Source organism: uncultured Oceanisphaera sp., assembly GCF_947495715.1.
GTDB lineage: Bacteria > Pseudomonadota > Gammaproteobacteria > Enterobacterales > Aeromonadaceae > Oceanimonas > Oceanimonas sediminis.
Window position 1 is genome coordinate 124,517 of sequence record NZ_CANLZU010000010.1, and the last position, 12,494, is coordinate 137,010.

Annotated in this window: 9 protein-coding genes and 1 pseudogene; 4 read left to right on the forward strand and 6 right to left on the reverse strand. The window is 58.3% G+C overall.

Going from position 1 to position 12,494, the window contains the following annotated elements:
• Nucleotides 1-83 precede the first annotated feature (83 nt).
• Both clpA and clpS read right to left on the reverse strand, forming a co-directional pair.
• A complete protein-coding gene (gene clpA, locus Q0753_RS08180) occupies nucleotides 84-2,339 on the reverse strand; it encodes an ATP-dependent Clp protease ATP-binding subunit ClpA (protein WP_298719320.1) in 2,256 nt (751 codons plus the stop codon).
• A 49-nt stretch (nucleotides 2,340-2,388) separates the two neighbouring features.
• Nucleotides 2,389-2,706, reverse strand: coding sequence for an ATP-dependent Clp protease adapter ClpS (gene clpS / locus Q0753_RS08185; protein ID WP_298719321.1), 318 nt, complete (start codon nucleotides 2,704-2,706; stop codon nucleotides 2,389-2,391).
• Between the two features lie 380 nt (nucleotides 2,707-3,086).
• On the opposite strand from clpS, the gene cspD reads away from it, so the two are divergent.
• Nucleotides 3,087-3,302, forward strand: coding sequence for a cold shock domain-containing protein CspD (gene cspD / locus Q0753_RS08190; protein ID WP_298719323.1), 216 nt, complete (start codon nucleotides 3,087-3,089; stop codon nucleotides 3,300-3,302).
• 78 nt (nucleotides 3,303-3,380) lie between these two features.
• Here the strand turns inward: cspD and Q0753_RS08195 are convergent, their stop codons facing one another.
• Nucleotides 3,381-3,974: a VTT domain-containing protein gene (locus tag Q0753_RS08195; RefSeq protein ID WP_298719325.1), complete on the reverse strand. Its 594-nt coding sequence runs from the start codon at nucleotides 3,972-3,974 to the stop codon at nucleotides 3,381-3,383.
• 148 nt (nucleotides 3,975-4,122) lie between these two features.
• Here Q0753_RS08195 and glnD point away from each other — a divergent pair, with 148 nt between their 5' ends.
• From glnD to dbpA, 3 genes are all read left to right on the forward strand, one after another.
• Entirely contained in the window at nucleotides 4,123-6,753 is a 2,631-nt protein-coding gene (glnD, locus tag Q0753_RS08200; protein WP_298719327.1) for a bifunctional uridylyltransferase/uridylyl-removing protein GlnD, read from the forward strand.
• Between the two features lie 218 nt (nucleotides 6,754-6,971).
• Nucleotides 6,972-8,003, forward strand: coding sequence for a 2,3,4,5-tetrahydropyridine-2,6-dicarboxylate N-succinyltransferase (gene dapD / locus Q0753_RS08205; protein WP_298719329.1), 1,032 nt, complete (start codon nucleotides 6,972-6,974; stop codon nucleotides 8,001-8,003).
• A gap of 172 nt (nucleotides 8,004-8,175) precedes the next feature.
• Nucleotides 8,176-9,555, forward strand: a complete 1,380-nt coding sequence (dbpA, locus tag Q0753_RS08210) for an ATP-dependent RNA helicase DbpA (RefSeq protein WP_298719331.1) — start codon at nucleotides 8,176-8,178, stop codon at nucleotides 9,553-9,555.
• Nucleotides 9,556-9,991: 436 nt separating this feature from the next.
• Here dbpA and Q0753_RS08215 read toward each other — a convergent pair whose 3' ends face one another.
• From Q0753_RS08215 to Q0753_RS08225, 3 genes and pseudogenes are all read right to left on the reverse strand, one after another.
• Complete coding sequence (locus Q0753_RS08215) at nucleotides 9,992-10,270, reverse strand: DUF3081 family protein (RefSeq protein WP_298719333.1); 279 nt, start codon at nucleotides 10,268-10,270, stop codon at nucleotides 9,992-9,994.
• A gap of 31 nt (nucleotides 10,271-10,301) precedes the next feature.
• Complete coding sequence (locus Q0753_RS08220; RefSeq protein ID WP_298719335.1) at nucleotides 10,302-12,191, reverse strand: SLC13 family permease; 1,890 nt, start codon at nucleotides 12,189-12,191, stop codon at nucleotides 10,302-10,304.
• A gap of 144 nt (nucleotides 12,192-12,335) precedes the next feature.
• Nucleotides 12,336-12,494: pseudogene (locus Q0753_RS08225) on the reverse strand (IS4 family transposase); the annotation flags it as partial.

Consider the following 12,494-nt stretch of genomic DNA (forward strand, 5'->3'; position numbering starts at 1 on the left):
CTCTTGGATAAAAAATGCCCGGCACCATCATGGTGCCGGGCATTGTAGTACTGAGTTGTGGTGCTATGCCCCAAGGCCCGATTTCAGTGGGCCAGCGAGGCTTCCGACTGATAGTCAAAATGCAGTTTGTCGTCCTCTAGCGTGACTTTGACCGAGCCGCCACCGACCAGTTCGCCGAACAGCAACTCGTTGGCCAGCGGCTTTTTCAGTTTTTCCTGAATCACCCGCCCCATGGGACGTGCGCCCATCGACTTGTCGTAGCCTTGCTCTGCCAACCAGTGACGAGCCTGCTCGCTGACTTCCATCGAGACACCCTTGGCATCCAGCTGCGCCTGCAGTTCGACAATAAACTTGTCCACCACCCGGTGAATCACTTCCATGTTCAGGTGGTTGAACCAGATGATATGGTCGAGCCGGTTACGGAACTCCGGAGCAAAGGTGCGGTTGATTTCGGTCATGGCGTCATGGCTGTGATCCTGCTGCTGGAAACCGATGGACTTGCGTATCGTCTCCTGCACCCCGGCGTTGGTAGTCATCACCAGTATCACGTTGCGAAAGTCCGCCTTGCGACCGTTGTTATCGGTGAGGGTACCGTTGTCCATCACCTGCAGCAGCAGGTTGAACACGTCCTGGTGCGCCTTTTCGATTTCATCGAGCAGTACCACCGCGTGCGGATGCTTGATCACCGCATCGGTGAGCAAGCCCCCCTGATCGAATCCCACATAGCCCGGCGGCGCACCGATAAGGCGTGACACCGTATGGGACTCCATGTATTCGGACATATCGAAGCGAACCAACTCGATGCCGAGCACCCGCGCCAACTGCTGGGTCACCTCGGTCTTGCCGACCCCGGTCGGGCCGGCAAACAGGAAGGAGCCGATGGGCCGCTTCTCGTTGCCGAGGCCGGAGCGACTGAGCCGGATGGAGTCGGTCAACACCTCTATCGCCTTGTCCTGACCGAAAACCACCATCTTGAGCTTGGGCTCCAGGTTCTTCAGCGCTTCCTTGTCGGAGCTGGACACCGATTTCTCGGGAATGCGGGCAATTTTGGCCACGATGGCTTCGATATCGCCCACCCCTATGGTCTTCTTGCGCTTGGAAGGGGGCATCATGCGGATTTGCGCCCCGGCCTCGTCGATAACGTCAATCGCCTTGTCGGGCAGATGCCGGTCGTTGATGTACTTGGCCGACAGCTCGGCCGCGGCCCGAATGGCCTTGCCGGTATAGCGCACATCGTGATGTGACTCGTAACGGCTCTTCAGCCCCAGCAGTATCTTGGTGGTATCTTCCACCGATGGCTCCAGGATGTCGATTTTCTGGAAGCGCCGCGCCAGCGCCCGGTCTTTTTCGAAAATCTGGCTGTATTCCTGATAGGTGGTGGAGCCGACGCAGCGGATCTGACCACTCGACAGCATGGGTTTCAACAGGTTGGCCGCATCCAGCTGGCCACCCGAGGCGGCACCGGCGCCGATGATGGTGTGAATTTCATCGATAAACAGGATGGCGCCTTTCTGTTTCTCGAACTGTTTGAGCAACGCCTTGAAGCGCTTCTCGAAATCACCACGATACTTGGTGCCCGCCAGCAAGGAGCCCATATCCAGCGAATAGATGATGCTGTCGGCGATGATTTCCGGCACATCACCATGTACGATGCGATAAGCCAGGCCCTCGGCGATGGCCGTTTTACCGACCCCGGCCTCGCCTACCAGCAGCGGGTTGTTCTTGCGCCGACGACACAGCACCTGAATGGCGCGATTCACTTCATGATCCCGGCCGATAAGCGGATCGATGCGACCTTCCTTCACCCACTGGTTCAGGTTGATGACAAAGCCTTCGGTCTGGTTGTTGGCCGCCTCGTCGGTGTTTTCTTCCAGTTGGGCGGGTGGTGCCTCTTCCTGCTGGCCGTCTTTACGCACACCGTGGGACAGAAAGTTAACCACGTCCAGTCGACTGATCTGCACCTTTTTCAGCAGGTAGGCGGCCTGAGACTCCTGCTCGCTGAAGATGGCAACCAGTACATTGGCCCCCGTCACTTCGGCGTTGCCGGAAGATTGCACATGAAAGACCGCCCGCTGCAGCACACGCTGAAAACCGAGGGTCGGTTGCGTTTCTATTTCATCGTCTCCCGCCGGTATCAGCGGTGTGGTCTGTTCGATAAAGAGATGGGTTTCACGGCGTAGCTGTTCGAGATCTGCGCCACAGGCCGTCAGGGCCTCCTGGGCAGACGGATTGTTCAACAGCGCGAGTAGCAGGTGCTCCACCGTCATAAACTCGTGGCGAGCACGGCGCGCTTCGTTGAAAGCGTCGTTCAATGTGCTCTCAAGGTCTTTGTTCAACATAGGCACCTCCCCTAAAAAACTGCGGTGTCCCGTTGCGGCGGGTACTGACTCATTCCTGCTCCATGGTGCACAACAGCGGATGTTCATGCATACGGGCAAACTTGTTCACTTGCGCTACCTTGGTTTCAGCTATTTCTGCGGTAAACAGACCACAGACTCCTTTCCCCTGATAATGAACCGCCATCATCACCTGCGTGGCCTTGTCCACATCCATTACGAAGAATCTTTGCAGTACCTCCACCACAAAATCCATGGGAGTGTAATCGTCATTGTTCAGGATGACCTTGTACATAGGAGGGGGTTGCAGCGCTGTTTCTTCCGCCTCTTTTAACTGATCACCATCTAGCTGCTGTGTTCTCCTGCTCATATATTTACTCTAAATCACTGTTCCGGATCTCGCTACAGCAGTCGGTGCCGGATGTGGTGCCGCTGCCGGGCGTCGCTTTCAGGCCAAGAGCTGGCTCTTTTGGTCAGGATATCAGGAACGCGGCTGTCAGTCTTTCCTTCACACTACCGCTTACACCCGTGCTGTCAACCGTCTTTCTTTGGCAGAATGCGATAACAAACAAACGCTTGACTCGCCCCGGTGTTTGGCTAGAGTGATTGATTGGTAACCGATGTAATCAAGTGTCATCTGGCACTTTACATTCGGATTACCGCATCCGGCGGGTTCGCCTGTCGTAAAAACTGGCAGTGGTCAGTTACTCAATGTTGTTTTGGATGTTTGAGCAAAAGGATGCAGACGTTATGACGACCGGTACGGTGAAGTGGTTTAATAATGCTAAGGGATTTGGCTTTATCTGCCCACAGGAAGGCGGTGACGATGTGTTTGCACATTTCTCCACCATACAGATGGACGGATACAGAACCCTGAAAGCGGGCCAGTTGGTACAATATAAAATCGAAGAAGGCCCCAAAGGTAACCATGCAACAAGCATCATACCTGCGGCCGACAATAATTAAGCACGGATACACAGTATCTGGAAATCAGGGCGCTTCGGCGCCTTTATTGTATCCGCAACGCCCATCCCGGGATGCCCATCAAGCCGACAACCACCAGTGAACGCCATAACCCACCAACGCCAGTGCCAGCAGTGCAAACCCCACGGGCCGGGCATGCCGGCGAAACAGTGTCATGGCCTGCTCGCCAAACAGCTGTACCAGTAGTGCCAGACCGAAATAGCGAACGCCTCGCGCCAGCGTCGCCGCCAGTACAAACCCGGTCAGCGAGTATCCGGCGGCTCCCGCCGCCAGCATGGCCACCTGAAATGGCACCGGCGTCACGCCCATCACCACTATTGCCATAAAGCCTTCCTTTGCCAGCACCTGTTGGAAATGCTCAAACTCTTCGGCGGCACCGAGCGTGTCAAGCAGCCACTGACCCAGACTGTCAAACAACAAGGCACCAAACCAGTAGCCCAGCACGGCACCCGTCACACAGCCTGCCAGGGCCACCCATGCCAGCAACCAGCGTCGCCCCCGTTCCAGCAGCAACAGCGGGATCAAAATCAGTTCCAGCGGTATAGGAACGATAATCGCTTCCAGCAAGGAGGCAAAAAACAGCACCGGCAGCAGGTATCCCGAACCGATAAAACGACGGATCCAGGAGGGCAATTCAGCACGAGCTGTCATCATCAATACCATGTGTCCATGTAAACAGAGGACGTCATCATAGCAACAAACGGCCGCTTATCTCTGCCCTTCACCAAGGGATCCGCTTTCCCGCCGAAGCCGACTTTGCTAACGTAGTCGTTACTTACGCCTACAAGGATATCGCCGCCTCATGGACGCCAGCCTGCTCGCTCCGGCCCTGCTTTCCCCTACCGAACTGACCTTGCCCAAGTGCAAGGAAATACTGGCTCGCCTGCAAGACTGGCTGGAACAACGCTTCAATGCCGGCGACGATATCATGGAGCTGGTGGTCACCCGCTCCCAGCATATGGATCAGTTACTCACCGGCTTGTGGCAGCGTCATGGCCTGGACAAGGATCCACAACTGGCGCTGGTGGCGGTAGGCGGCTACGGCCGGGGCGAACTGCATCCCTATTCGGATATCGACCTGCTGATCCTGTGCAACGGCACCCCCGATGCAGCGCTGAATGACCGTATCGGCAGCTTTGTTACCCTGCTGTGGGATCTGCACCTGGAAGTCGGCCACAGTGTACGCTCGGTGGCCGAATGTATTCGCCAGGGCGACAAAGACATCACCATCGCCACCAATCTGATTGAAGCGCGACTGATCACCGGCTGCTACGACACCTTTGCCGCCCTCACCCAGGCCACCCAGCCCGACAAATTCTGGCCCAGCCAGGCCTTTTTCGAGGCCAAACGCACCGAGCAGGAAGAGCGCCATCGCCAGTTTCAGGACACCAGCTACAAACTGGAGCCGGACATCAAGAGCAGCCCCGGCGGCCTGCGCGACATTCAAACCATCAGCTGGGTCGCCCGCCGCCACTTCGGCGCGGCCACCCTGAGCGAAATGGTCAGCCACGGTTTTCTGAGTCGGGCCGAGTATCATGAACTGCTCGACTGCCAGAATTTTCTGTGGAAGCTGCGTTTTGCGCTGCACATGGCCATTCACCGCCCCGACAACCGCCTGCTGTTCGACCGCCAGCGGGCCGTGGCCACAGCGCTGGGCTTTGCCGGCGAGGGTAACGAGCCGATAGAGCAGATGATGAAACGCTTCTATCAGACGGTACGGCGGGTAGCCGAACTCAACGAAATGCTGCTGCAGCTGTTCGATGAAGCCATTCTTGGCCATATCGCCATGGACGTGAAGATGCTCACCCCCGAGTTTCGTCTGCGCGGTCGCCTGATCGATGTCATCAATCCCGAGCTGTTCAGAGCCGAGCCCGCGGCCATTCTGCGGCTCTTCTACCAGATTGCCGCCAACCCCAAGATCACCGGCATCTATTCCACCACCCTGCGCCAGTTGCGGGATGCCCGCCGTCGCCTGACCGGATTTCTGTGCGAACGGCCCGATTGCCGGCGGCTGTTCATGATGCTGGTACGCCATCCACGAGGCTGCGGCCTGGCACTGACGCTGATGCACCGCTACGGCATTCTCGCCGCCTATTTCCCTCAGTGGAGTAAAATTGTCGGCCAGATGCAGTTCGATATGTTTCACGCCTACCCGGTCGACGAACATACCCACCGGCTACTTAAAAACATCTACCGGTTTCGCAAGCCCGCCGCCAAACACAGTCACCCGCTGTGTTTTGAAATCTGCACCCGCTTGCGCAAGCCCGAGCTGCTCAACCTTGCCGCGTTGTTTCATGATATTGCCAAGGGCCGGGGCGGCGATCATTCCGAACTGGGAGCAGAAGACGCGCTGGCGTTCTGCCTGCAGCACGATCTGGACAAATCCGACGCCCGTCTGGTGGCCTGGCTGGTACGCCACCACCTGCTGATGTCGGTCACCGCGCAACGTCGTGACATCTACGATCCGGATGTGATCGGCGAATTTGCCGGCCTGGTCAGAGACGAGCTGCGCCTGGACTTTCTCTATAGTCTGACGGTGGCCGATATCTGCGCCACCAACGATCATCTGTGGAACGACTGGAAAGGGACCCTGCTGCGCGAGCTCTATTTCGCCACCCAGAAGGCGCTGCGCCGGGGCCTGGAAAACCCGCCGGATCTGCGTCTGCGCATCCGCGAAAACCAACGTCAGGCCCGCCAGATTCTGGAGCACCTGGATACCCCGGTCGCACAAATAAAGCCGCTGTGGGCCCGCTTTACTGCCGATTATTTTCTGCGCCACACGCCGGATCAAATCGCCTGGCACAGCCGCCATATTCTGGCCCACCACGACAGCCGGCGCCCCCTGGTACAAATCAGTCAGCAACCGGGCCGGGGCGGCAGCGAGCTGTTTATCTACAGCCCCGACTCCCCCAATCTGTTCGGCCGGGTGGCGGCGGCGCTGGATCAGAAAAATCTCAACATCCACGATGCCCAGATCATGACCTCGAAAGACGGTTATGCCCTGGATACCTTTATCGTGCTCGAACCCGACGGCCAGCCGGTGAGTGGCGACCGACTCAGCGATCTGTGCCACAGCCTGAGCGAGGTGCTGCTGATCCCGGCGCCACCCACGGTGCGTATTCGTCCGCCTTCACGACGGCATCGGGAATTTACCGTCACGACTCAGGTCAATTTTCTGCAGCCCCAGCGGCTGACCAAACGTACCCTGATGGAGCTGGTTGCGCTCGACACCCCCGGCCTGCTGGCCCGCATCGGCTCGGTCTTCAGTCGACTGGGTCTCAACCTGCACGCCGCCAAAATCACCACCATCGGCGAACGGGTCGAAGACTTTTTCAGTCTCACCAACAAGGAAGATCGACCATTAAACGAGCAAGAGCAGGTGTTGTTGCGAGAAAAAGTGGTCGAGGAGCTCAACCAGGACGGCAAAATATGATAAAAGATGCACCAGAATTGAATTAAGAAACAGGAAGGGGGTTTTGGATGTCTGCACTGCACGCCATTATCAACATCCCCTTCGAGCCTGGCGACATCGTTCGCCGCTGAGTGGTTCAACGAAACAGTCGGGCTCGGCCTGCAACTGATTAACACCCGGCTGGCCGCGGTACGCGCCAGCCGATTACGAGTTCAAACCAAATAAACGGAGTTACCACGATGGCACACTTTGCTTTCGGTCTGGGTGTGGGCACCAAGTCCGCCAAAGGTGAATGGCTGGAGGTTTACTACAACCTGCCACTGCTGAACGCTAATGACGCACTGGTTAACGCAGTCGCTGCGAAAATCGGTTACCAGGGCGGCAACGCCGCAATCGAGATCAGCGCCGCGCAACTGAACTCCCTGGAAGCGGCTTTCCTGTCTGTGGACGCTCAAGAGCAGGCCGACATCGTCAAGGTTCTGGAAGGCACCAGCCAGCCGCTGGTGGTGACCATTCTGGAAACCGACGCCGCCCCCACCAGCACCGCCGAGGTTTATCTGAAGCTGGCGCTGCTGTCCCACCGTCTGGTCAAGCCGCACGGTCTGGACTTGTCCGGTATGTTCGGCCTGCTGCCCAACGTGGCCTGGACCTCGGAAGGTGCCATCGCGGTCGACGAGCTGGCCAAACGTCAGCTGGCAGCCCGTGCACAGGGTCGCACCATCAGCGTCAACTCGGTCGACAAGTTCCCGAAAATGACCGACTACGTGGTGCCGGCCGGCGTGCGTATCGGCGATGCCTCCCGTATCCGTCTGGGTGCCCACGTGGGCGAAGGCACCACCGTCATGCATGAAGGTTTCATCAACTTCAACGCCGGTACCCTGGGTGTCAGCATGGTCGAAGGCCGTATCTCTGCCGGTGTGATCGTCGGTAACGGCTCCGATCTGGGCGGCGGTTGTTCCACCATGGGCACCCTGTCCGGTGGCGGCAACATTATCATCTCTGTAGGCGAAGGCTGCCTGCTGGGCGCCAACGCCGGCCTGGGTATCCCGCTGGGCGATCGCTGCACCATCGAATCCGGTCTCTACATCACCGCCGGTGCCAAGGTAACCGTGCTGGACGATCAGAACCAGGAAGTGCAAACGGTGAAAGCCGCCGAGCTGGCCGGTAAGTCCGACCTGCTGTTCCGTCGCAACTCCCAGAACGGCCGCATCGAGGTGAAAACCAACAAGTCTGCCGTCGAGCTGAACGCCGAGCTGCACAAGCACAACTAAGCAACCAAGCAAGATCGCAAGACAGCAAAGCCCTCGCATGCGAGGGCTTTTGTTTAACTAATGGCCAAAAAACACCACTCTCATCGCTTTTCTGCTATGATGCAGCCCCGCCTCAGGGTCTGTTGGCCTTAGTGCGCCCCTATTTATTTTATTCGATATCAAGAGCTTCCCCGTGACCAACACCGAATTTTCCACCCTGTCCCTGGACCCGTCGCTGATCGCCAACCTGACCAGCCTGGAATACACCCGGATGACCCCGATTCAGGCCCAGAGCCTGCCACTGATGCTGGAAGGCAAAGACGTCATCGCCCAGGCCAGCACCGGCAGCGGTAAAACCGTCGCCTTTGGCCTGGCGTTACTGGCTCGTCTCGACGTCAACCGCATGGGCGTGCAGACCATGGTGCTCTGCCCCACCCGCGAGCTGGCCGATCAGGTCGCCCGCGAGCTGCGTCGTCTGGCCCGGGCCATGGCCAACGTCAAGCTGGTGGCGCTTTGCGGTGGCTCGCCCACCGCGGCACAGACCGCCTCGCTCGAGTTCGGCGCCCACATCGTGGTCGGCACCCCGGGGCGCATCCTCAAGCACCTGGAACAGGGCAGCCTGGTGCTGGACGACCTCAACACCCTGGTACTGGACGAAGCGGATCGCATGCTGGACATGGGCTTTGTCGACGACATTGAACGGGTGGTGGCGTTCGCGCCCAAAACACGCCAGACCCTGCTGTTTTCGGCCACCTATCCCGAAGGCATCGCCGAGCTGAGTCGCGGCCTGCAGCAACAACCGGAGCGGGTATCGGTCGCCGACGAGTTTCGTGCCGATACCATAGTCCAGCTGTTGTTCGAAGTGGTACCCAACCTGCGCAAACAGGCGCTGGCCACCCTGCTCGCCCACTATGCACCGCGCTCGGCGGTGGTGTTCTGCAACACCAAGCGTGCCTGTCAGGAAGTGGCCGAGCACCTGACCACCCTGGGCTTCTCCGCCCTGGCGCTGAATGGTGATCTGGAACAGCGCGAGCGGGATCAGGTACTGATCCGCTTTGCCAACGGCAGCGCCAATATTCTGGTGGCCACCGATGTGGCGGCCCGCGGCCTGGATATCAAGGAACTGGCGGCGGTCATCAACTACGACATCACCCAGGATCCGGAAGTACACGTGCATCGAGTCGGCCGTACCGGCCGTGCCGGCCAGCAGGGTCTGGCGCTCAGCCTCTACAGCCCGCAGGAAGCCTACCGGGTCAACATGATCGAGCAATATCAGCAGGCGCCCATCGTGCAGGGATCCCTGGCCGACCTGAACGGCAACACGGCGCCGCTGCAGCCGGAAATGGTCACCCTCAATATCGCCGGCGGTCGCAAAAGCAAGATTCGCGCCGGCGACATTCTGGGTGCCCTCACCGGTGAGGCCGGCATTGCCGGTGCTCAGGTGGGCAAGATTGATATCTCAGAGATGCAGTCTTACGTGGCGGTACACAGAGATGTGGCCAAACAGGCGCTGAAGCACCTGCAGCAGGGTAAAATCAAGGGCCGTACCGTCAGGGCTCGCCTGGTAGGCTAACGCGATTCAATCCAACCCGATTGCCCTTTTTGGGTGATCGGGTTGGATTTTTGCTGCTCGTGCACGAGAGAACGAGTCATACCAAACTGATTAAATAACTGATCTATTCGGTTGCTTTGCAAAAGTAGGGCAAAGGGTCCGCTCCGCCGACTCGCCGTGAACCCCTCCTTGGGGGCTCAGCCGCACCATCCGTAGTGCGGATGGTCGGCTGAGCAGATCCCTTTGTCCTCCTTGATGCTACAGAGTCATCTGTTGGCACTGTCTGCAAGCAACTCGGGGCTCAGAAAGAGGCAACAGAGACTAGCTCCCACGACCGTGAAATGCCAGGGATGGCATTTCCGAGCCCTCAGGGACGAGTTTACGGCGTGTCGTGAGAGCCGGCTGTGTTGCCTCTGAGTTCGGGCTTGAGAAGATCAGATCTTTATTCAGATTGGTATCAGTTGTCTTGCTGACGATCGTTGTAATGGTGATGAATATAATCAATCTTCGCCATGAACTGATCTTTGAGTTTGTCGGTGCTGTAATCGAAACGATAACTCTGGTGAAAGTTCAACTGCAAGGTCACCCCGCTGCCGGACAACACCACGCTGTAACCGTCAAAGTCACTGCTCGCCACCACGCCATCCAGAATATGACCATCTTCATGGGGTTCACCAAAACGCTGAATCTTGTCGAAGACCTCCAGCACGATTTTATTATTCAATTCATTCTGCATCGTTATCTCCTTCCTTATCCATTCGGTTCCGTTACAACGGCCATACCCACAATAACATAGGGACCGTGACCAGTATTACCAACAAATCCAGCGGCAGTCCCAGACGCCAGTAGTCGCCGAAGCGAAAGCCCCCCGGCCCCAGGATCAGGGTATTGTTCTGGTGTCCAATCGGCGTCAGAAAGGCACAGGAGCCGCCGATGGCCACCGCCATCAGAAAGGGATCCATGCTCACACCCAGCTGGTTGGCGGTACCGATGGCGATGGGGCACATCACCGCCGCCGTCGCCGCATTGTTCATCAGATCCGACAGGTTCATGGTCACCACCAGAATCAACACCAGCGCCACCACCTCATGCCCCTGGGCCACCTCGTTCAACAGCAGGTTGGCAATCAACTGGGCGGTACCGGTGGACTCCATCGCCTGGGCGACCGGGATCAGGGCGGCCAGCAGCACTACCACCGGCCAGTCGACGGCGGTGTAAACCGAACGAGGGGGCACGGTGCGCAGCACCATGGACGCCAGCACGCCGGCGGAAAAAGCCACCGCCGCCGGCAGCAGCCCAAGCGCCGCGGCAGCAACCGATGCCGCCATGATGCCGGTGGCCATCAGCGCCTTGCGCTTATCGGGTATGCGCAGGTCACGCTCGGCCAGCGGTACACAACCGGTGCTGGAGGCAAATTCGGCGATGGCTTCCGGCCCGCCCTGCATCATCAGCAAGTCACCGGCTCTGAAGGGCAGGGCCCGCAGCCGCTTGACCGAACGCTGGCCCTGACGTGATACCGCCAGCAGATTCACGCCATAGCGGGTTCGCAGCTGAATGCCTGTCGCCGTGCGTCCCAGCAGCCCGGAGCTCGGCAGTATCACCAGCTCCATCAGCACCACTTCATCGGATGCATCCGATCCGCTGCCCTCGCCGTTGTCTTCTTCATTCTGTTTGGCAGCCGCGGGCATGATCTGGGCCTCGGCGTTGCCACTGTCTTTGGTTTTCTCTTTTTCTTTCCCTTTTTCTTTCTCTTTTTCTTCTCTGGTTGCCTTGGCCTCTTCCAGTTTAAGCCCCAGGCTGGACAGCGCATGAGGCAGCGCCTCCACTTCCGCCTCCAGCATCAGAATGTCACCGGACCGGGCCCGGCGGCGCGGACTGGGCGGTGTTACCCGCACCTCGTTACGAACCAATCCCAACACCTGCGCATCCGCCTCCACCAACGCCTGCTCTATTTCTCTCAGGGTCATGCCCTCGGCCTTGCAACCGGCCGGCACCCGCGCCTCGGTAATATAGGCGCCGGAGTCGAAGGCCTCGGCACCCGACTGTTTGCGGCCCGGTACGATACGCCAGCCAATCAGGGCCACAAAACCGACCCCTACCGTAGCCACCGTCAATCCCACCGGGGTGAAATCGAACATGCCGAACATGCCCTCGCCGCTGGCCTGGCGAAAACCGGACACAATCAGGTTGGGCGGCGTACCAATCAGGGTGGTCATGCCGCCCAAAATGGTGCCAAAGGACAGCGGCATCAGCACCTTGCCGGATGACAATTTTTGACGGCGGGCCATCTGAATCGCCACCGGCATCAACAGCGCCAAAGCACCGACGTTGTTCATGAAGGCAGACAGTATGGCGCCCAGCCCGGTCAGGGCAGCAATAGAGAGAGTAGGACCGGCCTGGGACGGCAACAGCAGCCGGGTCAGTACATCGACGGCCCCGGAGATCTGCAGGCCCTTGCTCAGCACCAGCACGCAGGCCACGGTGATCACGGCCGGATGACTGAGTCCGTCAAAGGCAATCTCGGCCGGTACCAGCCCGGTTATAATACAGGCCAGCAAGGCCCCCGCCGCCACCATGTCGTGACGCCAACGGCCCCACAGAAACATCAGCACGGTGGCAACCAGAATGACAAGGATGGTGATCTGTGATGGGGTCATACTATTTTCGGCTCCTGATCATGGCGGAGTAGCTGCCTGGAAGTGTGTACTGTAGCCCTGTCAGAATCACGTATTATCTTTAACCATCAATGCGACCGCTCAATTTCTGCAGTGTAGCCTCAGAGATCCCCTCATTTTTATTGCTCAGATAATGCCGAAGATGCGCTTGTATAATTTGTGCTGTGACAGATAGTAGGAAAATTTTTCCAGCAGTTTGATAGCGTTCTCCTCTTTCATCTTTGGCAACATTTGATAATAGATGCCCCCTTGTCGGAAGAAGGAGTAGGTGCGGGTTTTACTGGT